This is a genomic window from Sphingomonas eleionomae, from assembly GCF_049889035.1.
GTDB lineage: Bacteria > Pseudomonadota > Alphaproteobacteria > Sphingomonadales > Sphingomonadaceae > Sphingomonas.
In genome coordinates, this window is the sequence record NZ_JBLTWP010000001.1 from 671,221 (window position 1) to 694,016 (window position 22,796).

18 protein-coding genes are annotated in these 22,796 nt (G+C 63.7%); 9 read left to right on the forward strand and 9 right to left on the reverse strand.

Annotated elements, in window-relative coordinates; all coding sequences use genetic code 11:
* Window positions 1–110: 110 nt before the first annotated feature.
* From ACNI3Q_RS03045 to moaB, 3 genes are read left to right on the forward strand one after another with little or no spacing between them, the layout of a single operon-like run.
* Entirely contained in the window at window positions 111–836 is a 726-nt protein-coding gene (locus tag ACNI3Q_RS03045) for a uracil-DNA glycosylase family protein (RefSeq protein WP_426273948.1), read from the forward strand.
* Complete coding sequence (locus ACNI3Q_RS03050) at window positions 797–2,611, forward strand: lytic transglycosylase domain-containing protein (RefSeq protein WP_426273949.1); 1,815 nt, start codon at window positions 797–799, stop codon at window positions 2,609–2,611. Before ACNI3Q_RS03045 ends, ACNI3Q_RS03050 begins: the two co-directional genes overlap by 40 nt.
* Complete coding sequence (moaB, locus tag ACNI3Q_RS03055) at window positions 2,601–3,128, forward strand: molybdenum cofactor biosynthesis protein B (RefSeq protein ID WP_426273950.1); 528 nt, start codon at window positions 2,601–2,603, stop codon at window positions 3,126–3,128. The genes ACNI3Q_RS03050 and moaB overlap by 11 nt, the downstream gene beginning before the upstream one ends.
* On the opposite strand, the gene ACNI3Q_RS03060 is transcribed toward moaB, so the two are convergent.
* Window positions 3,062–4,390 (reverse strand): hypothetical protein, encoded by a 1,329-nt coding sequence (locus ACNI3Q_RS03060; RefSeq protein WP_426273951.1) that lies wholly within the window; start codon window positions 4,388–4,390, stop codon window positions 3,062–3,064. The genes moaB and ACNI3Q_RS03060 overlap by 67 nt on opposite strands.
* Before the next feature lie 136 nt (window positions 4,391–4,526).
* Here ACNI3Q_RS03060 and ACNI3Q_RS03065 point away from each other — a divergent pair, with 136 nt between their 5' ends.
* The gene (locus tag ACNI3Q_RS03065) at window positions 4,527–5,597 is read left to right on the forward strand and encodes a PA0069 family radical SAM protein (RefSeq protein ID WP_426273952.1); all 1,071 of its coding nucleotides are present in this window, start codon (window positions 4,527–4,529) and stop codon (window positions 5,595–5,597) included.
* On the opposite strand, the gene ACNI3Q_RS03070 is transcribed toward ACNI3Q_RS03065, so the two are convergent.
* From ACNI3Q_RS03070 to ACNI3Q_RS03095, 6 genes are all read right to left on the reverse strand, one after another.
* Window positions 5,598–7,205: a long-chain fatty acid--CoA ligase gene (locus ACNI3Q_RS03070; protein ID WP_426273953.1), complete on the reverse strand. Its 1,608-nt coding sequence runs from the start codon at window positions 7,203–7,205 to the stop codon at window positions 5,598–5,600.
* 16 nt (window positions 7,206–7,221) lie between these two features.
* The gene (gene dnaE, locus ACNI3Q_RS03075; protein WP_426273954.1) at window positions 7,222–10,722 is read right to left on the reverse strand and encodes a DNA polymerase III subunit alpha; all 3,501 of its coding nucleotides are present in this window, start codon (window positions 10,720–10,722) and stop codon (window positions 7,222–7,224) included.
* Between the two features lie 74 nt (window positions 10,723–10,796).
* A complete protein-coding gene (locus ACNI3Q_RS03080; RefSeq protein WP_426273955.1) occupies window positions 10,797–11,279 on the reverse strand; it encodes a glutathione peroxidase in 483 nt (160 codons plus the stop codon).
* Window positions 11,276–11,950 (reverse strand): ABC transporter ATP-binding protein, encoded by a 675-nt coding sequence (locus ACNI3Q_RS03085; protein WP_260019520.1) that lies wholly within the window; start codon window positions 11,948–11,950, stop codon window positions 11,276–11,278. Before ACNI3Q_RS03085 ends, ACNI3Q_RS03080 begins: the two co-directional genes overlap by 4 nt.
* Entirely contained in the window at window positions 11,943–13,193 is a 1,251-nt protein-coding gene (locus ACNI3Q_RS03090; RefSeq protein ID WP_426273956.1) for a lipoprotein-releasing ABC transporter permease subunit, read from the reverse strand. Before ACNI3Q_RS03090 ends, ACNI3Q_RS03085 begins: the two co-directional genes overlap by 8 nt.
* A 408-nt stretch (window positions 13,194–13,601) precedes the next feature.
* On the reverse strand, window positions 13,602–16,127 hold the full coding sequence (locus ACNI3Q_RS03095; protein WP_426273957.1) for a TonB-dependent receptor: 2,526 nt from the start codon (window positions 16,125–16,127) through the stop codon (window positions 13,602–13,604).
* 273 nt (window positions 16,128–16,400) lie between these two features.
* Here ACNI3Q_RS03095 and ACNI3Q_RS03100 point away from each other — a divergent pair, with 273 nt between their 5' ends.
* Window positions 16,401–16,865 carry an Hsp20 family protein gene (locus tag ACNI3Q_RS03100; RefSeq protein WP_426273958.1) on the forward strand — a complete coding sequence of 155 codons (465 nt, stop codon included), beginning with the start codon at window positions 16,401–16,403 and terminating at the stop codon, window positions 16,863–16,865.
* A 101-nt stretch (window positions 16,866–16,966) separates the two neighbouring features.
* Here the strand turns inward: ACNI3Q_RS03100 and ACNI3Q_RS03105 are convergent, their stop codons facing one another.
* Both ACNI3Q_RS03105 and secG read right to left on the reverse strand, forming a co-directional pair.
* Window positions 16,967–18,598 (reverse strand): CTP synthase, encoded by a 1,632-nt coding sequence (locus tag ACNI3Q_RS03105; RefSeq protein WP_426273959.1) that lies wholly within the window; start codon window positions 18,596–18,598, stop codon window positions 16,967–16,969.
* A 107-nt stretch (window positions 18,599–18,705) separates the two neighbouring features.
* On the reverse strand, window positions 18,706–19,071 hold the full coding sequence (secG, locus tag ACNI3Q_RS03110; protein WP_426273960.1) for a preprotein translocase subunit SecG: 366 nt from the start codon (window positions 19,069–19,071) through the stop codon (window positions 18,706–18,708).
* 178 nt (window positions 19,072–19,249) lie between these two features.
* Between secG and ACNI3Q_RS03115 the strand changes: the two genes are divergently transcribed.
* The 4 genes from ACNI3Q_RS03115 (at window position 19,250) to zwf (ending at window position 22,775) form a co-directional block, all read left to right on the forward strand.
* On the forward strand, window positions 19,250–19,627 hold the full coding sequence (locus ACNI3Q_RS03115; protein WP_426274187.1) for a MarR family transcriptional regulator: 378 nt from the start codon (window positions 19,250–19,252) through the stop codon (window positions 19,625–19,627).
* Window positions 19,557–20,300, forward strand: coding sequence for a C40 family peptidase (locus ACNI3Q_RS03120; RefSeq protein ID WP_426273961.1), 744 nt, complete (start codon window positions 19,557–19,559; stop codon window positions 20,298–20,300). Before ACNI3Q_RS03115 ends, ACNI3Q_RS03120 begins: the two co-directional genes overlap by 71 nt.
* Entirely contained in the window at window positions 20,297–21,223 is a 927-nt protein-coding gene (gene argC / locus ACNI3Q_RS03125; protein WP_426273962.1) for an N-acetyl-gamma-glutamyl-phosphate reductase, read from the forward strand. The genes ACNI3Q_RS03120 and argC overlap by 4 nt, the downstream gene beginning before the upstream one ends.
* A 100-nt stretch (window positions 21,224–21,323) precedes the next feature.
* A complete protein-coding gene (gene zwf, locus ACNI3Q_RS03130) occupies window positions 21,324–22,775 on the forward strand; it encodes a glucose-6-phosphate dehydrogenase (RefSeq protein WP_426273963.1) in 1,452 nt (483 codons plus the stop codon).
* Window positions 22,776–22,796 lie beyond the last annotated feature (21 nt).

A 22,796-nucleotide genomic window follows, 5' to 3' on the forward strand; every position in this document is an offset into this window, starting at 1 on the left:
CTCTTCCTTTGCCATCCGGCGTGCCTGTTGATCGTTGATCGGCAACGCCTGAACCGGTTCTTTCGTTCAAGCAGATTGACGGCAGGGTCAACCCGGCCTTTGGTGCTGGCATGGGGGCAGATACCGACCATCGATGGCATGACGTTGCGGCAAGCGCGCTTGAATGGTGGGCGGATGCCGGCGTCGATCAGCTGGTCGAAGAGACGGCGGGCGGCTGGATCGCCCCGCCAGTCCCGGCAATGGCCGCCGCCCCTGCCGCACCAGCGGCCATCCCGGTCAGTGATTCGCCCCTGCCCGGCGACTGGGCATCGTACATCGCATGGCGGCTGGGTCCGGATGCCCCGGATGCGGCATGGCCCGGCCGCATTGTCCCGCCGTCCGGCCCGGTCGATGCGGAATGGCTGATCCTCAGCGACGTGCCGGAAAGCGAGGATGTGGATGGGCCCTTGTCCAGCGGAGCGGTCGGCCGGTTGACGGACAATATCCTGGCCGCAATCGGCATCGACCGCACTACGGCCCATATCGCTACGCTGGCGGTGAAGGCTCCGGCGACCGGACAGATCCCGGCCGAACAGCTCCCCGAATTCGGGCGAATCGCGCATCATCTCCTCGCGATCAGCGGAGTTCGACGGGTCTTGGTTTTCGGCCAAGCGACGAGCCGTGCCTTGTTCGGGATCAATGATCGGTCGGAACGTGGACGTTTACGCGCGGTTAACCATGATGCCCGGAAACTGGCCATTGTTGCCACCCACGCCCCCCGCTTCATGGTCGAACGACCGCGCGTGAAGGGTGAGGTGTGGCGCGATATCCAGTCCTTGATGCGGGGGTTGCAATGAACGGCGCGGTGAAGGGAGTGGCGGTAGCAATCACCCTCCTGCTGTCCGGCAATGCCCTGGCGCGTGAGGGCGCGCCCGCCGATGAAGGCGTGCCGCAGCGCGAAACGCCCGGTATGGCGGCACCCGCAATCCTGACGCCAGAACAGGGCGCATCCTATCGCGCGATCCTGACGGCGATCCGGGCGGAACGCTGGACCGACGCGCAATTGTTGATCGACGGCATGACGCCGGGCGTCCTGCACCCGGTGATGCGGGCCGAACTCTACACCGCGCGCAATTCTCCAAAGGTCGAGATGCCGGCCCTGCTGGCGCTGCTGAACGAGGCACCGGAACTGCCGCAGGCGGAACAGATCGCCCGGCTGGCCGTAAGCCGCGGTGCCACCGCCCTGCCCGACTTGCCTGCCCATCAGCGGCTCGTCTGGTACGATGCCCCGCCCAGCCGCCAGCGTGCCCGCGCACTCAGCGATGCGGCCTCTGCCCAGCTGGCAGAGGCGATGAAGCCGTTTATCAAGGCGGATGACGGCGTTTCTGCTCGCGCGTTGCTGGACCAGCATCGTGGGCGGTTGACGCCCGAGGCACTGACCGAGTGGCAGCAAAAGATCGCATGGATCTTTTACGCCGCCGGGGACGACGAAAACGCAGCCTTGATCGCGAGCGAAGCAAGCCGAGGGGTTGGCCCGTGGCAGGTCCAGGGTGATTGGGTGCTTGGCCTTGCCAGCTGGCGGCGCGAGGATTGCCGGACGGCTCAGGCCGCGTTCGAGCGGGTCGGCCGCAACGCGCCCGATGTCGAGATGCGTTCGGCGGGCCTGTTCTGGGCCACCCGCGCGGACATTGCGTGCGGAGAGCCGCAGCGGGTTCAGGCGCGGCTGCAATCGGCCGCGCAGTATCGCGAAACCTTTTACGGCCTGCTGGCTCGGCAATCGCTGGGGCTGACGGACAACACCGCCAATGCCAAGGTGCTGGGCGCGTTGCCACTGGGCGATCTAGAGCGCCGGGCAAACGTACGCGTGGCCGCCGCACTGGTTCAGATCGGCGAACTCAAGCTGGCTGACGCAGTGCTGCGGCATCAGGCAAAGATCGGTCCACGCAACGAACACGCCGCATTGATCACGCTGGCTGGTGCGCTCGACCTGCCGCAAACGCAGCTCTGGCTGTGCCACAACGGCCCGGCGGGCGTGAACCTGGTGGCGCAAGCGCGCTATCCGGCCCCCAGATGGAAGCCGAAGGGCGGATGGCGCGTCGACAAGGCGTTGGTCTATGCCCACACGCTTCAGGAATCCCGCTTCAATCCCGACGTGGTCAGCCCTGCCGGCGCCTTTGGCCTGATGCAGGTGATGCCGGCCGCGGCCATTGATGTCGGCCGGACCAAGGGGATGAAGATCGAACGCGCGGACCTTGCCCAGCCATCGGTAAACATGGAGGTTGGCCAGACCTATCTGGAACAGCTGCGCGACCGCCCGTTTACCGCCGGGCTGCTGCCAAAAGTGATCGCCGCCTATAACGCCGGTCCGACGCCCGTTGAAACGTGGAACGCAACCGTGCGCAGCAAGGGCGATCCGCTGCTCTACATCGAAAGCATCCCCTATTGGGAGACGCGCGGCTATGTGATGACCGTGCTGCGCAACTACTGGATGTACGAACAGCATGAGGGCCGCACCTCGGCCAGCCGTCACGCGCTGAGCCAGGGGATGTGGCCCCGCTTTCCCGGCATGGTCGGCGCGCCTGCGGTTCGCATGACGGATACCAGCGCCGGACGGATCGTCGGTGCCAATTGATCAGGGGCGGGCCTTCATTCCCGTCCGCATTGCCGTCCTCACCATCTCCGACACGCGGACTGCGGCCGATGACCGGTCGGGCGATACGCTGGTCGAACGGCTGAAGGATGCGGGCCATATCCTTGCCGCACGCGGCATCTTGGCGGACGATGTCGCGCTGATCGTCGGTCAGCTGAACGAATGGATCGACGATCCGTTGGTCGATTGCATCCTGACCACCGGCGGCACCGGCGTTACCGGCCGCGATGTCACGCCAGAGGCGATCAAGCAGGTCCAGGACAAACCCATTCCGGGCTTTGGCGAATTGTTCCGCTGGCTCAGCTTTCAGACGATCGGCACGTCAACCATTCAGTCACGCGCTTGTGCCGCCGTCGCGCGCGGCACCTATCTTTTTGCATTGCCCGGATCGACCGGCGCGGTTCGCGACGGCTGGGACGGTATCCTGCGCGATCAGCTCGACAGCCGCCACCGCCCCTGCAACTTCGTCGAACTGATGCCCCGGCTGCGCGAACGCTGAACCAGCCAGACAAGGCCAAGCCCCGCCCCGATCATCAGGAACGGCATGGCGGGATAGTGATACCGGGTCTGTCCGGTAAACACGAACGCCAGTGCCGTCGTCAGCACGGGCACGGCCAGCGCAACCGCCATGGGCGACTGATCCAGTCGCCGCCGCCACAATGCCGCGACGCTGGGCGCAAAGCCGATTGCCGACAGGCCCAGGATCGACAGGTACACCAGCTGATTACCAGCCTGCGCAACCCGCCACAGGCCGGACCGGTCCGGATAGCTGGCGTGCAGCGACCAGAAGGCGTCGGTGTCTTTTGCCCATAACAGGATCACCTTGCGCACCCCCAGCATGGCCCAGTCGGCCGGATGCTGAACGATCCAGTCGATCGCCATCCGTTTCAGACGCGCGTCCATCTCCACCTGCCGCTCGATCCGCTGATCGAACGACAGTCCGGTCTGTGCCCACAGGGGCGATTTCTCGACCTGAAAATAGCCACCCGTGGCCAGATCGTTCGCACCGGCCTGTAACGCGATGCCGCCATTCGTGGATACCAGCACCGGCGCGCCAAGCTGTTGCTGATTGCGCATCGTCCACGGGGTCACCACCACCGCCATTCCCGCCACCGCCAGCAGCATCGTTGCCAGCGCCCGCCGCCAGCCAAACGCACGAAGCGACAGCCACATCGTCGGGATCAGCGCCATGCAAACGAACATCGATTGCGGCCGCATCAGCGTGGCCAGGCCCAGCAGCAGGCCCGCGAACACCGCCATGCCGGCCCTGCCCCGACCAAGGATCAGCGCAGCCACCCCCGCCATCAGCACCGTCGTGCTGGTCGTTTCCGCCGCCAGCACGCCGGTATAGACGATATGCGCCGGATAGACGGCATAGAGCAGCATCGAAAGCACCGCTGCCTCCCGCGCTGCGCCCAGCCCCCGCGCCATCGCCCCGATCAACGCGGTGATGGCCGCAGAAGCCATCAGGTTCACGATCAACGGTCCGGTCAGGTTCGGGCCAGTCAGCATCAGTGCGCCTGCCAGCAGCGCCGGATAACCGACAGGCCAGAACGCAGTAGGATGCCCGCGCTCCTGATATCCCATGCCAGCCGCCATTTCCTGAGCGCGCAGCAGATACCAAGCCCCATCCGAATCCGGTGTCACTGGCACGGCCAGGATAAAGATTGCCCGCAGGATCACCGCCAGCAGGATGGCGACAACGAACGGAGCCGTGCCCGTCGCCCAATCCCTGCTCAACCGCGATGAACCATGCAGCATGATTGTTCCTTCGCAGCAGATCCTATCGGGCAGTCCCATGCCGGGCGAGCGTCGCGCAGCGTCGGATGGTTTCAGGTCGGGACATTAACGACGAATCTGCCTTGCCCGGCCGTGATGTTCTATCTATGTTCCCCCCATGACCAGGCGCAATGCGCGGGGCGCAACCCACAACCCTGTCCCCAGACGGTTCGGCTTGGCCGACCGGCAGGCAGACGGCGACTGGCTCGATAACAGGGCGCTGATCGACGGCGAACCCCGTCCGATCCGCACCTCCGTCACCGTGGAAAGTCCCCGGACGATCATCACCCGCAATCAATCGCCCGACGTCCCTTTCGACCGTTCGGTCAATCCCTATCGCGGCTGCGAGCATGGCTGCATCTATTGCTTTGCGCGGCCAACCCATGCCTTTCACGACCTGTCGCCCGGCCTCGATTTCGAAACGCGGCTGTTCGCCAAGCTGGACGCCCCTACCCGCCTCCGGGCGGAACTTGCGCGGACCGGCTATCAATGTCGTCCGATTGCGTTCGGTACCAATACTGACGCCTATCAGCCGATCGAACGCGAATGGCGGATCATGCGCGGGTGCCTGGAAGTCCTGGCGGAATGCCGCCATCCGCTGACGATCACGACAAAGTCCGACCGGTTGCTGCGCGACCTTGACGTGTTGCGGCCCATGGCGGCACAGGGCCTGTGCGCCGTCATGATCTCGATCACTTCGCTTGACCCGCGGATCACCATGACGCTGGAACCGCGCGCGCCGCATCCCGAAAAGCGGCTGGCCGCCATCGCAAAGCTGACGGAGGCGGGCATTCCCGTCTATGTCTCGCTGTCCCCCGTCATCCCTGCGATCACCGACGGGGAGATGGAAGCGATCCTGTCCCGCGCAGCTGAAGCGGGGGCACGCGCCGCATTTTTCATGCCCGTCCGCCTGCCGCACGAGGTGGCACCGCTGTTCCGGGCGTGGCTTGAGACGCATTACCCGGACCGGGCGGGCAAAGTGATGGCGATCATCAATTCGTTGCGCGGCGGGCGGGACAACGATCCGGAATTCTTCACCCGGATGCGGGGACAGGGCGAATGGGCCGCCCTGCTCCGCACACGGTTTCAGATCGCCAGTCGCCGGCTCGGCCTTACCAGTGAGCGGCTGGACCTTCGCTGCGACCTGTTCCGCCCGCCCGCCGGGCCACAGGGCGATCTGTTCGCCTGATCAAGCAGCGATCGAATATCCCTTGAACTGCTCGCGGATCGCGGTTTTCAGCAGCTTGCCGGTCGCCGTATGCGGCAGGCTGTCGACGAAATGCACCTCGTCGGGTAGCCACCATTTGGCGACGTGCTGCGTCAGATAGGCCTGGATCTGTTCCGCTGTCACCGTGGTATCGGGCTTGCGGACCACCAGCAGGATCGGCCGCTCCTCCCACCGCGGGTGGTGAACGCCGATCGCCGCCGCCTCCGCCACGCCGGGACAGCCGACAGCCGCGTTTTCAAGCTCGACCGAGCTGATCCACTCGCCGCCGGACTTGATGACGTCCTTGGACCGATCGGTGATCTGCATCGTGCCATCGGGATGCAGGATTGCGACATCCCCCGTATCGAACCAGCCATCGGGGGTCAGGCAGGGGCCGTCGCCATCCTTGAAATACTGCTTAATAACCCAGGGGCCCCGCACCTGCAGCTGCCCGGCCTGTTGTCCGTCACGCTCCAGTACGCGGCCCTGCTCGTCCACGATCCGCATCTCGACGCCATAGGGCACGTGGCCCTGACGGCACACCTGGTCGACCTGCTGGTCGAAACTCAGCTCGTCCCAATCGACCGAGCGCTGGCCGATCGTGCCGATGGGCGATGTTTCGGTCATGCCCCAAGCATGATTGACGCGGACACCCATCCGCATCAGCCGCTCGATCATGGACCGCGGTGCCGCCGACCCGCCGATGGTCACGACCTTTAGGTGACGCGGCTCCTCCCCGGTCGCATCCATATGCTGAAACATCGCGAACCACACGGTCGGCACTCCAGCCGAATGGGTAACCCGTTCCCGATTCATCAGTTCGCACAGCAGCGCAGGCTCGTTCACCGTCGAAAACACCAGCTTCAGCCCAACTGCTGGCGAAGCAAAGGGCATACCCCAGCCGACGGCATGAAACATCGGCACGATCGGCATGGCCACCGATCCGGCCTCAAGGTCAAAGACCGAAGGCTGCAATTCGACGAGCGCGTGCAACGTGGAACTGCGATGGCTGTACAGCACACCCTTGGGGTTCCCGGTCGTGCCGCTGGTGTAACACAGCATGCACGGGTCGCGCTCATCCCCCTCAACCCAGGTATAATCGCCGGTTTCCCGTTCGATCAGCGCCTCGAACCCGATATCGCAATCGGTGTCCGTCGGGGCGGGATCATAGCAGACATAATGCCGGATCGTATGCCAGTGCGGCTTCATCCGTTCGACCAGCGGCGCAAACGCGCGGTCGTACATCAGCACCACGTCCTCTGCATGATTGCCGATAAAGGCCAGCTGATCGGGGAACAGGCGCGGGTTGATGGTATGGACGATGCCGCCCATCCCGATCGCCCCGTACCACGTCACCAGGTGGCGGCTGTGGTTCATGGCCAGCGTGGCGATCCGGTCGCCGGGCTTGCAGCCCAGTCTTTCCAGCGCCTGTGCCAGCCGCCGCGCATCCTGGGCAATCCCGGCCCAATCGGTGCGCTTCTCGCTGCCATCAGCCCAGCGGGTCAGGATTTCCCGCGACCCGTGTTCGCGTTCGGCATGATCGAGCAAGCGCATGACGCGCAGCTCAAAATCCTGCATCGATCCCAGCATCAATCCCTCCGTCCGGTTATCCCGCGACGGCGAGCCGTCCCGGTCTGGCGACTTCGATGGTCGCTCTCGTCACATCCTGCAGCGTCTCGATGGTTGCGGCAAGGCCGGGATCCAGCCGGAAGCCGGAACCGAGCCATAGGCGCGCGCTATTCCCGTCACTGGTCGGCACGGTCAGGTGAACTGCCGACTTGCCGCCCGTGGCAATGGGCATCAGCAATTCCTTCACCGCCTCCAGCGCCGCGATGCTGGTCAGCTCCACCTCCAGCATCAACCGCATATCGGCGGCCACCGCGTCGATCCGCCGGGCACCGCGGACGGTGACGCGCGGCATTTCCTCGCCCGGCTTTCGATCCAGCTCGACCGTCAGCAACGCGCAGCCGCCCTCGCGTGCAATCTCGCCCATGGCGTTGGCGGCATCCTCGTCGAAACAGGATGCAACGACCCCGCCAGAGGCATCGGACAGATTGGCCATGACATAGCGGTTGCCGCGTGCGGACGTGCGGGACCGGCAATCTTCGATCAGCGCGGCGACGATGGCCGTCCCCCGTCCGCCCTCGTCGATCTTCACCTCGCCCAGCGTCGCAATGGGTCGCGCGCCATTCAGCCGGGCCTGCGCCGCATATCGATCGGCCGGATGGGCGGAGAAATAGAAGCCGAACGCCTCCCGCTCGGCATTGACCCGCTCGGTCGGCGTCCATTTCGCGCTGTCGGGAAGCTGGATGTCCGGTTCGAACGCCATTGCCGAGCCGAACAGGCCGCCCTGCCCGCTGGTCCGCCCCTCATGCGTGCGTTGTGCCACCGCCATGATCGTTTCGGCAGCCGCCACGACCCCGGCACGGTTGGCGTTGAGTGTATCAAAGGCGCCCGCTCCGGCCAGCGTTTCCACTTGCCGCTTGTTCAACGCCCGCGGATCGACGCGCGCTGCGAAATCGTCGAGCGAGGCAAAGGGACCATTGGCCTCCCGCTCCTCGACGATCTGCTCCATCGCTCGTTCGCCGACACCCTTCAGTGCGCCAAGGGCATAGCGCACGGCCAGCGCATCGCCATCGACCTCTACCGAGAAATCGGCGCGGCTGGCATTGACGCTGGGGGGCAGCGCGGTGATGCCCAGCCGCTTCATGTCATCCGCGAAAATGGCGAGCTTGTCCGTCTGATGGATGTCAAAGCTCATCGACGCGGCAAAGAATTCGTGCGGGTAATGCGCCTTCAGCCACGCGGTCTGATAGGCAAGCAGGGCATAGGCGGCTGCGTGCGACTTGTTAAAGCCATATCCGGCGAACTTGTCGATCAAATCGAACAGCTCGTTCGCCTTGGCCGGCTTGATCCCGTTATGCTTGGCCGATCCCTCGACGAACGTGGCGCGCTGGGCGTCCATTTCCGCCTTGATCTTCTTGCCCATCGCGCGGCGGAGCAGGTCGGCACCGCCCAGCGAATATCCGGCCAGCACCTGTGCGGCCTGCATCACCTGTTCCTGATAGACAAAGATGCCATAGGTTTCCGCCAGGATCGGCTCCAGCAGCGGATGGGGATAGGTGATCGCCTCCTGCCCGTTCTTGCGTCGGCCGAAACTGGGGATGTTGTCCATCGGGCCGGGGCGATAGAGCGAGACGAGCGCGATGATGTCGCCGAAATTGGACGGTCGCACGGCGGACAGGGTGCGCCGCATCCCTTCGGATTCCAGCTGGAACACGCCGACCGTGTCGCCCCGCTGCAGCAGGGCATAGGTATCGGCATCGTCCCAGGACAACGCGTCGAGATCGACCGATATGCCCCGCAGCGACAACAGCCGCACCGCTTCCTGCAGCACGGACAGGGTTTTAAGGCCCAGAAAGTCGAATTTTACCAAACCCGCCTGTTCGGCATATTTCATGTCGAACTGCGTCACCGGCATGTCCGACCGGGGATCGCGATAGAGCGGGACCAGCTCGGCCAGCGGCCGGTCGCCGATCACCACGCCGGCGGCATGGGTCGAACTGTGCCGGGGCAATCCTTCCAACCGCATCGCCAGGTCGAACAGGCGGTGGACCTGATTATCGTTCTGATATTCGGCGTGAAGTTCGCTGACCCCGTTGAGCGCGCGCTCCAGCGTCCAGGGGTCCGTCGGGTGATTGGGCACCAGCTTGGTCAGCCGGTCGATCTGGCCATAGCTCATCTGAAGCACCCGGCCGGTATCACGCAGCACGGCGCGCGCCTTCATCGTTCCGAACGTGATGATCTGCGCCACCTTGTCTGCGCCATAGCGTTCCTGAACATACCGGATCACCTCGCCGCGGCGAGTTTCGCAAAAGTCGATGTCGAAATCGGGCATCGACACACGTTCCGGGTTCAGGAACCGTTCGAACAGCAGGCCCAGCTTGATGGGATCAAGGTCAGTGATGGTCAGCGCCCACGCGACAACCGATCCAGCGCCCGATCCGCGCCCCGGCCCGACGGGAATCCCCTGTGCCTTCGCCCATTGGATGAAATCCGCGACGATCAGGAAGTAGCCGGGAAAGCCCATCTGGATGATGACGTCCAACTCGAACGTCAGCCGTTCCCGATAGGGCGCGGCCCAATCATCGGTGACAGCGCGTCCCTCCAGCTCGGCAATGCGATGCAGCCGCAGTTCCAGCCCGGACTGCGCCTGTTCACGCAGCATCGCCGCCTCGCCATCCCGGTCCCCGGCCAAGCTGGGCAGGATGGGCTTGCGCTTGGGTGCCGCAACGGCGCAACGCTGTGCGACCACCAGCGTGTTGGCAATCGCCTCGGGCAGGTCCTGGAACAGCAGGGCCATGTCGCTGGCCGGTTTCATCCAGCTTTCGCGGGACGAGCGGACCCGGTCCTCGCTGGCGATGTAATCCGAATGCGCGATGCACAGCATGGCGTCATGCGCTTCGTGAAAATCATTCTCGGCATAACAGCACGGATTGGTCGCCACGATCGGCAGATCGCGATCATAGGCCAGGTCGATGAGGGCGCGTTCGGCGGCCTGCTCCACCGCGTCGCCGCGCCTGCTGATCTCGACATACAGCCGATCGCCGAACATCGCCTGCAGCCGGTCGGCATAGGCACGGGCGTGGTCGGCCTGTCCTTCGGAAAACAGCCGGGCCAGGGCGCCTTCGCCCCCTCCGGTCAGGGCGATCAGCCCGTCCTTGTGCCGCTCAAGAAAGGCCAGCGTGACGTGCGCGTCCAGCTCGATCGGACGCCCCAGATGCGCCTGACTGACCAGGGCGCACAGATTATCATAGCCGGTCTGATCCTGTGCCAGCAGCGGCAGCCAGTCGATGGCGGGGCGATGCTCCCCCTCCTGCCCCGGCCTTGCCACGGCCAGCAACGTACCGATGATCGGCTGAACACCCTCGCCCCGCGCCGCGTCGCTGAACGTCATCGCGGCGTAAAGGCCGTTGCGGTCGGTCAGCGCAGCGGCAGGGAAACCCAGCGATCGTGCCCGCTTGGCAATTGCCTTTGGCTGGATCGCCCCTTCCAGCATCGTGTAAGCGGAAAAGATGCGCAGGGGGACGAAACCGGAATGAGCCATGTCCCGTTCTACCCGTCCCTCCCCCCGATCGAAAGGGCGCAGCCGGGCTTATCCACAAGCAAGTTCAGCGGGGTTCAGCCCAGCAGCCGGTCGATATCCGCGCGGATCGCATCGGGCGCGGTGGTCGGTGCATAGCGTTCCACGACATTGCCAGCACGATCCACCAGGAACTTGGTAAAATTCCACTTGATCGCCTGACTGCCCAGCAGACCCGGCGCCTCTGCCTTCAGGTGGCGAAACAGCGGTGCGGCATCATCGCCATTCACATCGATCTTGGCAAAGACGGGAAAGGTGACGTCATAGGTCAGGCTACAGAAACTGGCGATTTCCGCTGCATCGCCCGGCTCCTGCGCGCCGAACTGGTTGCAGGGAAAGCCGAGTACAACCAAACCGCGTGCCTGAAGGTCGCGGTACAGCGCCTCCAACCCCTTATACTGCGGCGTGAACCCGCATTTCGACGCGACATTGACGATCAGCAACACCTTGCCGCGATGTTCGGCCAGCGTCGTTTCGGTGCCATCGGCCCGCCGGATGGGCAGCGTGAACAGGTCGGTCATTGCAGCACTCCTTCATGCAGGCGCACGACGCGGTCCATGCGGGCCGCCAGCCGCTCATTATGCGTGGCGACGAGAGCGGACGATCCTTCGCCCCGCACCAGCGCCAGAAACTCGGAGAGGACGATATCCGCCGTCGCCTCGTCCAGGTTACCCGTCGGCTCGTCAGCCAGCACCAGGGCCGGGCGATTGGCCAGCGCCCGCGCCACGGCAACGCGCTGCTGCTCGCCGCCCGACAGCTGGCTTGGCCGATGCGTCAACCGCTGGCCAAGGCCAAGGGTCGTCAGCAGCGCCTCGGCCCGGGTTCGCGCGTCCGCATCGCTTGTCCCGTGAATCAACTGAGGCAGCACGACATTCTCGGTCGCGTTGAAATCGGGCAGCAGGTGGTGGAACTGATAGATGAAGCCCAGCCGGTCGCGCCGCACCATCGTGCGGCCATGGGCATCCAGGCTCGCGACCTCTTGCCCCGCAATGCGGATCGACCCTTCGAACCCGCCCTCCAGCAGTCCGACCGCCTGCAGCAGCGTTGATTTGCCCGATCCCGATGGCCCCAGCAGCGCCACGATCTCGCCCGGCGCGATGCTCAGATCGACGCCGCGCAGCACTTCGATCTCTGCGCCGCCCTGTGAAAAGGTGCGCTTGAGCTGTGTGGTCTGAAGAACGGCTTCACTCATAACGCAGCACCTGAACCGGATCCGTGCTCGCCGCCTTCAAGGCCGGATACAGCGTCGCCAGCACGCACAGCACAAAGGCAAGCACGACAATGCCGATTACCTCGGCCGGGTCGGTCTTGGCCGGCAATTCGGTCAGAAAGCGCATTTCGGGGTTCCACACCTCCAGCCCGGTGACCAGGCCGATGAACATTACGACCTGTTCGCGAAAGGTGATGAACAGGAAACCCAGCGCCAATCCGGCAAGGATGCCCAGCGTGCCAATGGTCGTGCCCACCGTCATAAAAATGCGGATAAGGCCGCTACGCGTCGCCCCCATGGTGCGCAGGATCGCGATATCCCGCGTCTTGGCCCGCACCAGCATGATCAGCGATGACAGAATGTTGAACACGGCCACCAGGATGATCAGCGACAGCACCGTGAAGCTGACCACCCGGTCGATCGACAACGCCTCGAACAACGATGAGTTGAGCATCCGCCAATCGACAATCTGCGCACGGTCGCCGACCGATTTGGCCAGCGGGGCGATGATCGAACCGATCCGGTCAGCATCGACGCTCTCCATCTCGATCATGCCGACCGAGTCGCCCATCAGCAACAGCGTCTGGGCATCCTGCATCGGCATGACGACGAACGCCTTGTCGTAATCATACAGGCCGACCTCGAATATTGCGACGACGCGATAGCTGACGATGCGGGGCACGGTGCCGAACGGCGTCGTCGGTCCCTGCGGGCTGATCAGCGAAATCTCGCTCCCCACGGTGGCGCCCAGCGATTGCGCGAGCCGCGATCCGATGGCGACGGTCGATTGATCCGGCGTAAGGGCATTCAGGTTCCCCTGAAGCACATTGTCGCGGATCGTGGGATTGGACCGGATATCGGAAATCTGCATCCCGCGGACCAGCACACCCTCAACCCGGCCGGAATAGCTTGCCATCAATGGCTGCTCGATCAGCGGGGTTGCAGAGGTGATGCCCGGCGTCGCCCGCGCCTCTCCGACGATTTCCCGCCAGTCGGGCAGGCGGCCATTATAGCCCTGCACCACGGCGTGACCGTTCAGGCCGACGATCTTGTCGAACAGTTCCGCGCGGAACCCGTTCATCACGCTCATCACCACGACCAGCGCGGCCACGCCCAGCATGACCGCGGCCAGGCTGATCCCGGCGACCAGAAAGATGAACGCTTCGCCCCGGCCAGGCATCAGATATCGCCGGGCGATCATTCGCTCGTATCGCGACAGGATCATGGGGTGGGCAGTTCCTTGAAACAGGGCATGGATCGGTCAATCATTGGCTTAGTCACCGTACCGAACAGGTGCAATCACCGTGTTGCCGATTCATCACAGGGTGACGTCATTATGCTGACTGCGGCCTGTACGGCGCTGACAAGGACCGGCTTTGGCGATAGGACGCCCTTACGAAACACAGGCAGCAACGGCCGTGGTTCGGGGAGGCTCGATCGCCCCGCCTGATCTGGGGACAGGTGTGCGGGCGTAGAGCTGAACAAAGGGGGCTGACGAGCATTCGTCACGCAGGCGCCCGGGTCGGGAACGGCCCGGGCGTTTGTCTTTTCCGGCATCATCCCGCCGCTGCGTTTCGGCCTGAATGAAAAAATGGGGCAGAACCACCGGCTCTGCCCCAAGGGTCGCAGCAGGTCAGAAGGATTTGGACAACGTCAGGCCATAGGTCTGCGGATCGCCGATCTGCCCCGCGATCAGACCGGTATTGCCGCCCGTCCCGGCCAGCAGGAAATCGACATAATTCCGGTCGAATGCGTTACGGACCCAGCCGAACAGGTTGAATTCGTCCGCCCGGTAGCCAAGCCGGAAGTTGTGCAGCGAATAGCCATCGACATTGGTGTAGATCGACGGCGACGGATTGGACGACCAGCTGGAACGCCCGCTGCCATCATAACCCAGGTAGAATTGCCCATCCGTGCCGAACAGCTTGGCTGGCAGGTTGTACTCTGCGCCCCATGACGCCGCCCATTTCGAAACGCCGGGCAGCGTCGACCCTGAAATGTCGACAAAAGGCGGGCTGACGGCCCCTGCCACCCCCGGCGCACCGATCGCGCCGGTATAGGTGCAGCGACCCGTGACGACGATGCCCGTGCTGCTGCCTCCGGCCAGCTCCGGCGGCGGTGGCGCGTCGCAAAAGCTGGTGAAGGTCGCATCGGTATAGGCAAGGCTGACATAGGCATTCAGCCGCTCGCTCGGCCGTACCGACAGGTCGGCCTCCACGCCGCGCGACCGGACCCGATCGGCATTGGCCAGATAGCCACGCACGGTGCCCAGCTGGCCATTGCTGACACTGGCCTGGAAATCCTTGATCTCGGTCCAGAACCCGGTGACGTTGAACGTGACTTTCCGGTCAAGGAACTGCGTTTTCAGGCCGATTTCGAAATGATCGACCTTTTCGGGCTTGATCGTGAACACGGATTCGATCGGCGCCCCGTTGGCGTCCGCCGGCACACCGTTCAGATTGATGCCGCCCGTCTTGAACGACCGCGCATAGGTGGCATAGGCGTTGATGTCGTCGGCCAGCTCATATCGTAGGTTCAGGTCGTAGGAGAGGTTCCACGCGCTGAATTCCGGTTCAAAGAACTGCGATGCCTGAACACCGCGGGCCGCGGCAATCCATGGGTCGGTGTAGTATGGCGAACCGGGTACCGGCGACACGATCTGCCGCGTTCCGTCCGATGCGTTGCCGGTGACGACCGAATCGTAGAGGCCCTGCTTCTTGTCGTAATTGATCCGGATGCCGGGCGACACGACGAACCGGTCCGTCACATCCCAGTTGAGCTTTCCGAACAGTGCAAGGCTGGTGTTGTCCAGGCGGATGTCATTGATTGCCAGGAAGTTGTCCAGCACGGCAGGGTTGTTGGACAGGGCGCTCGTCGGATTGAGCAGCCACTTGCTCGCCGCAGGACCCGCCTGCTGGATCCCGCTCGTCCGGATTTTCTGGTGAAATGCGAACAGGCCGATGACGTAGTTATAGCCCTGTCCATTGTGATTGAACCGGAATTCCTGCGAAAACTGGTCCTGCTTGGTCGGGTTGTTGACCTTGGTATATACCGGCAGGCCAGTATAATCGCGGTCATTGGCCGGTCCCCAGTCCCAGTAGCGCCACGCGGTGATCGACGTCAGCGTGTTGGCATCATCAAGGTCCCAGATCGCGCGGGCGGACAGGCCGCCATGCTCGTTCCGCGCCGTCAGTTCGGCATCCACGTCGGTCGTCCGGTCATAGGGATCGACATTGGGCAACGGATAGGCAGCCAGCGGATAGCCCGGGAAATAGGTGAGCAGCGCCGGCAACTGCCGGTTGGCCGCCCGCTGGGTCGGACCATAGCTGAAAAAGGGCAGCGCGCAGCAGACGGGATCCTGAAGGTTCCAGTCACCGGAAAAGGTCACGCGCAGATCATCCGTCGGCTTCCACAACAATGATCCGCGAAACCCGATATTGTCGATCGACTGAATGTCCTGATTGGTGGCAATATTCTGAATGGTCCCCTGGCGGCTGGTGGTCGCAACGCTGATCCGCGCGGCCAGCTTGTCGGACAGCGGGCCAGAGATCGACGCCTTGCCCTGCTTGAAATTGTAATTGCCGAACGAAACCTCCGCCCTGCCTGTCAGGTCAAAAGTCGGCGCAGCCGTCGTGATGTTGATCGCACCCGAAGTCGTGTTCTTGCCGTACAGCGTGCCCTGTGGCCCGCGCAGCGTCTCGATCTGTTCGATGTCGACGAAATCCAGCGTCGCCGATGCGATCCGGTTGTAATAGACATCGTCGATATAGATGCCGACGCCTTGTTCGAACCCGTCATTGGTCAGGCCGAACGGCGCGCCGATCCCGCGGATGTTGATGAACGTGTTGCGCGGGTTCTGCGAATAGAATTGCAGGGTCGGCTGAAGCTGGGTCAGCTTCTGGATGTTGTACGCCCCCTGCGCGGTCAGCGTCTCATCCGACAGCACGGATACCGCAACCGGGATATCCTGCACATTTTCCGAACGACGCCGTGCCGTGACTACGATCGCGTCCTGATCGGCCGCCGGATCAGGTTCGCCATCCTCTGCTGCGGGCTGCGGCGCGACCGCGGTCACCGGAACCGGAACCCGCACCGGATCGGACGGCGCGCTGATCGCCGTGCTCCCCAACAGGGCAAGCGATAGAGAAAGAACGGACATGATTACCCCGCTGAATGACTGTTACACCGTTTTTCCTATCGGGTTGGTCTGGTTTAGGAAGAAAGGAAGTTTGCAGGAATGCCCAAGCCTGGCTTTCCTCCTCACCAAGTCAGCGCGCCAACCCTAGGTTTTCCCGGCACTTTACGATAGTTGAAAACGGCCCATCAATTCCCACCTACAGTGCGTGGCGGGTGCCTGTTGGACCCGATCACACCGGCGTCGCGAATGGTTCGGGCGCCAGATGACGTGAATTGCTCATTGGAGAATTACCAGATGCGTCAGATTGATTTTACCCCGTTTCGCCGTTCGGCCATTGGATTTGACCGGCTGTTCGATATGCTTGAAGCAAGCGCGCGACAGGCCCAGACAGAGAATTATCCGCCCTTCAACCTCGAACGGATCGAGGACAATCACTATCGCATCACGATCGCCGTCGCCGGGTTCAAGGCAGACGAGATCGACATCACTGCCCAGCAGAACCTGCTGCTCGTCAGCGGACGCAAGGGGGATGGCGATGCGGACAAGGAGCGCGCGTTCTTGCATCTCGGCATTGCCAATCGCAATTTCGAGCGTCGCTTCGAACTCGCCGATTTCGTTCAGGTGAAGAATGCCGACCTGTCGGATGGCCTGTTGACCGTCGATCTGGTGCGCGAGGTGCCGGAGGCGATGAAGCCGCGCAAGATCGCCATTGGCGGCAGCACGGCGTCGACTGCGCCCGCCATTGAGCACGCCGACTGATCCATCGATCGCTGCGTTTGCTCCCTTTTCGACGCAGCGAGGGGGTGCCCGGACCAATGGTTCGGGCGCCCTTTTTCACGTTCGATGATGCAATGGACGGCTCAGACGAGGCGGGATTGCTTGACTGCAGCGCCGATGAAACCGGCGAACAGCGGGTGCGGATCGAACGGCTTTGATTTCAGCTCCGGGTGGAACTGCACGCCGATGAACCAGGGATGGTCAGGCCGCTCCACGATTTCCGGCAATGTCCCGTCCGGTGACATGCCTGAAAACACCAGGCCGTCCTGCTCAAGGATCTCGCGATAGCCGGTGTTCACTTCGTAGCGATGGCGATGCCGCTCCGAAATGTCGCTCGTGCCATAAACCGATGCAACGACGCTGTTGCCTGCAAGCTTGGCCGGATAGGCGCCCAGCCGCATGGTGCCGCCAAGGTCGCCGCCCGCTTCCCGCTTTTCAAGGCCCGTCGCGGTCATCCATTCGGTGATCAGGCCGACGATCGGCTCGCCAGTCTCTCCGAATTCCGTGGTCGATGCGTTGGCCAGCCCCTGATCGCGCGCGGCTTCGATGCACGCCATCTGCATCCCCAGACAAATGCCAAGGAACGGAACATTGCGTTCGCGCGCAAAGCGGACCGATGCAATCTTGCCCTCGCTGCCCCGTTCGCCAAAGCCGCCGGGCACCAGAATGCCGTGCATCGGCTCCAGATGCGCGGTCAGCTCGCTTTCCTCACGCTCGAACAGCTCGGCATCCAGCCAGCGGACATTGACCTTTACCCGGTGCGCGATCCCGCCATGGACCAGCGCCTCCTGCAGCGATTTGTACGCATCGGGCAGGCCGACATATTTGCCGACGACGCCGATCGTCACCTCACCCTCAGGATTGTCGAGCCGCTCCATGATGCCGCTCCAGCGGCCAAGGTCAGGGCGAGCGCCCGGCTCCATGCCGAATGCGCGCAGGACTTCCTCGTCCAGCCCCTCGGCATGATATTGCAGCGGCACGGCATAGATGCTGCGGGCATCCAGCGCGGGGATCACCGCTTCCTTGCGGACGTTGCAGAACAGGGCGATCTTGCCCCGGTCGCTGTCAGGCAGCGGCTTTTCGCAGCGGCAGACCAGCACGTCCGGCTGAACGCCCAACGCGGCAAGCTCGCGCACGCTGTGCTGGGTCGGCTTGGTTTTCAACTCGCCGGCAGCGGCGATATAGGGGACCAGCGTCACATGGACGCTGATCGACTGGCCACGGCCCAGTTCGTTCTTCAGCTGGCGGATCGCCTCGATAAACGGCAGCGATTCGATATCGCCGACCGTGCCGCCGATCTCGCACAACACGAAATCCAGGTCATCGGTATCGGCGGTGGCAAATGCCTTGATGGCGTCGGTCACGTGAGGAATCACCTGAACCGTCGCGCCCAGATAATCGCCGCGCCGTTCGCGTTCGATGATCGTCTTGTAGATGCGGCCAGACGTCACATTGTCGGATTGCCGCGCGGAAACGCCGGTAAACCGCTCATAATGACCAAGGTCGAGGTCGGTTTCCGCACCGTCGTCGGTCACATAGACTTCGCCATGCTGATAGGGGCTCATCGTCCCCGGATCGACGTTCAGATAGGGATCGAACTTGCGGATCCGTACGCGATAACCGCGCGCCTGCAGCAACGCCGCAAGGCTCGCTGCCATAAGACCCTTGCCGAGCGAGGAGACCACGCCGCCGGTGATGAAGATATACCGCGCCATGGGAAGTAACGCCTAATCCTTTGGAACGAACAAGGGCAAGCGCCCGAATCCGGACGATGCGAAAAAAACACGGCGGCGCTCGCTGCGGGCACCAGCCTGTCGAACAATTATTGCTGCAAGGGCACCGAATCGCCGGCCGGCGCAGCGGCATTGCCCGTCGTGTCAACAGCCGGCGCGCCGCTGGTCGGCGCCGGCGCACTGACAGGCGCGGGATCGCGGGCCAGCGAGGTATCCACCCGGTCATTGCCCTTCGACGCGGCCAGGAACGCCAGCAGGATCGCCATGCCGATGAACAGCGCCGCCAGGATAGAGGTGGAGCGGGTCAGGAAATCCGCCGCACCGCGTGCCGACATCAGGCCCGACGGGCTGCCGCCCGTGGTCAGACCGCCGCCTTCCGAACGCTGCATCAGGATGACCGTCACAAGCAGGGCCGCGATGATCGCGTGAACGACGAGAAGAAAGGTGAACAACATGGCGGATCAGTCGGTCCTGTCAGGAGATGCAGGTGGCGCACATAGGCGAGCGGCGCGCGGCGATCAACCGGGGGGGCGATCCCACGTTGCGGTTGCGGGGAACCGCGGGCTGTTACGGGACGTTACAGGAACGATTTCTTTGCCCGGATGGGCCAGTAATGGTGTGAACATGGCCGAAATGATGCTTCAGGATCGACCCAACGCAACCGCCGACCGGTTGGCGGAATGGTGCAACGCGCTGATCGGCTATGTCCGTTCGGGCCATCCCGATCTGACCAATCGGCAGATGGCGCTACTGATGACCGTCCACCTTCAGGAAGGGCCGCATACCGTGCGCGGGCTTGCACGGAATCTGAACGTGTCTAAACCGGTGATCACACGCGCCTTGAACCGCTTGGGGGCACTCGGCTATCTGCGCCGCCAGCGCGACGATAGCGACAAGCGAAATATCTTCGTGGCGTGCACCGAAGAAGGGGCGGCATTTCTTGACGAAATCGGACAATTGCTCGGTCCAGCGGACGCCGAACGGCACGGTCGACGCCGCGCCGCAGGTTGAGCGTTTCCATCTGGACGGCAAATCGCGGGCCTATGACCCGCGGGTGACACCGGCACGGCGCGATCTGGTCGACGTCCGCTTGGCGGGCAGCATCTTTGCGCCGCATTATTCCCGTGCGTTGACGGCGGTGGCCAGCGCCGACCTACCGTTATGGCCAACCGCGCAGATGGACGGGGATCCTCTGTCCATTGTGCTGGACGGGGAACCGTTCGAGGTGCTGGAGGTTGCAGCGGATCGCGCCTGGGGCCGTGCGGCGGATGGCTCAGTCGGCTATGTCGCCGCCAGCGGACTGGATGCCGATATTCCCCAACGCGCCCTGCCCGCCCGGCTTCCGGGAACGCCTGCGGAGCGCGCCCGTCACCTGGTCGGGACACCGTATCAGGCAGGCGGACGTTCGGTTGCCGGAGTGGACACGGCCGGTTTCATTTTCCTCGTTCTGGGCGGCAGTGCAGGAAAGCCGCGTTTCCGGCCGATGCAGGACGAGGCGGGCTCCGCGGTCGACCGTTCGGCGGTGCAGCCCGGCGACCTGCTCTTTGCGACCAATGGCGTAGCAGTGCTTGTCGACGATCAAAGCGTCGTGACGGTCGATTCCGCTTCTGGGGTCATCGAATTGCCGCTGGCCGAATGGCTGGCGCAAGTGGGTGAGGTTTCGGCGCGGCGGGTCCGGGCATGACCGCTTCGCTGTTCATCGACGGCGCGGTTGGCACCACCGGCCTCGAAATCCGTGACCGGCTGGCAGGCCGACCCGAATTTCATCTGATCCTGCTGGACGATGCAGACCGCAAGGATGCGGGCCGCCGGGCGCAGGCTTTGAATGACGCCGATTATGCGATCCTCTGTCTGCCCGACGACGCGGCGGTGGAGGCGGTTTCGCTCGTCGCCAATCCCCGGACCCGGATCATCGACGCCTCGACCGCGCATCGGGTCGCCGATGGCTGGACCTATGGGTTTGCCGAGCTTGAACCGACCCAGCTTGCGGCAATTGCCGATGCGGGCCGCGTCGCCAATCCCGGTTGCTGGCCGACTGCATATCTTGCCCTTGTCCGCCCGCTCGTCCGGGCCGGCATCATCCCGGCGCAATGGATGCTGTCGGCGGGCGGTGCTTCCGGCTATTCCGGCGGCGGCCGCGCGATGATCGAGGAATTCGAAAGCGGAAAGGCCGCGACCGGCTATCGGGCCTATGGTCTTAATCTAACGCACAAGCACCTGCCGGAAATGCAAAAGCATTCGCGCATGGAGCACGCGCCGGTTTTTCAGCCCGCCGTCGCGGCAACCTATCGCGGGATGCTGCTGGAAGTACCGTTGCCGCTGGCCATGCTGCCGCGTGCGCCGTCCGCCACGACCATCGAAAACGTGTTGAGAGAGGCGTATCAAAACGCGCCGCTGATCGACGTAGCCACTGCCGATGAAGCGCAGCTGGTGATCGAGGAGAATGCCGGCACCGACCGGATGACGCTGCGCGTATTCGGCAATGACCGCGGTCACGCCCGGTTGGTTGCAACGCTGGACAATCTGGGCAAGGGCGCGGCCGGGGCGGCGGTCCACAACCTCAACATCATGGTCGGTTGCGACCCGCTGGCGGGGCTGTCCCTCTAACCGGCAATCGTACCGCATACGAAAAAATCGCATCCTGCGGGTTCGCGGCAGGGCCAAGCCTTGCTAGGCGCAAGGACGGACCATCGTTTCAGGGGATGCTATGACCCGGCCGTTCGGCAAGCTGCTGTTATTTGGTGCGACGGGCGACCTGTCGCAGCGGATGCTTCTGCCCTCGCTTCATGGCCTTCATGCCGATGGCCTGCTGACCGATGGCCTGACCATCACTGGCACGGCGCGTTCGGAAATGGACGATGCAGGCTTTCGGGATTTCGCAGCCAAGGCGCTGGACGAGTTTCTGCCGGAGGACCGGAAGGATCCGGCCACGATCCAGGGCTTTCTGGACCGCCTTCATTATCAGCCGCTCGACGCCTCCACGATCGAAGGGTTCGATGCGCTCGCAACCAAACTTGGCGATATTTCCGGCGGTCTGGCCATTTTCCTATCGACGGCCCCTTCCCTGTTCGGGCCGACGATCGAGGGGCTGAAATCGGCGGGACTGACGGGTGACAATGTCCGGATCAGCCTGGAAAAGCCGCTCGGTACCGATCTCGATACCAGCCGGCAGATCAACGACATCGTGGCCAGCGCATTTCCCGAAGATCGCACGTTCCGCATCGACCATTATCTGGGCAAGGAAACTGTTCAGAACATCCTGGCGCTTCGCTTCGGCAACGCGCTGTTCGAGCCCAGCTGGAACGCGCGCGGCATCGACCATGTCCAGATAACGGTCAGCGAAACCGTGGGGCTGGAGGGACGGGCGGGCTATTATGACGGATCGGGCGCGCTGCGGGACATGGTGCAGAACCATATGCTCCAGCTGCTGGCGCTGATCGCCATGGAGCCGCCATCCCGTTTTGACGGCACCGCCATCCGCGATGAAAAGGTCAAGGTGCTGCGCTCGCTGCGCCCGATCACCGATGCCGACAAGCTGACGGTCACCGGCCAATATGGCCCGGGCGCCGTGGGATCGAAGATCGTCGGCAGTTACGAGGAGGAGCTGGGCCGCCCGAGCACCACCGAAACCTTTGTCGCGATCAAGGCGCATGTCGACAACTGGCGGTGGCAGGGCGTGCCCTTTTACCTGCGCAGCGGCAAGCGCATGGCCGAACGGCGCAGCGAAATCGTCGTTCAGTTCAAGCCGGTGCCGCATTCGATCTTTTCCGAACGCGGTGGCGCGCTTCAGCCCAATACGCTGGTCATCCGACTGCAGCCGGAGGAATATGTCCGCCTGCTCGTGATGGCCAAGGAGCCGGGACTGGACCGGGACGGGGTGCGCCTTCGCGAAGTGCCGCTTGACCTGTCGCTGACCACCGCCTTTGCCGGCACCCGCCGCCGCATCGCGTATGAACGCCTGCTGCTCGACCTGATCGAGGGTGATCCGACCCTGTTCGTCCGCCGTGACGAGGTGGAGGCGCAATGGGTGTGGATCGACGCGATCCGTCAGGGATGGATCGATCAGGGCGTCAGGCCCAAACCCTATGCCTCGGGCAGCTGGGGACCGAATGCAGCGATCGCGCTGACCGAAAAGGACGATGTGACCTGGAACGAGTGACGTTCCCGTGCCTTCGTCCCA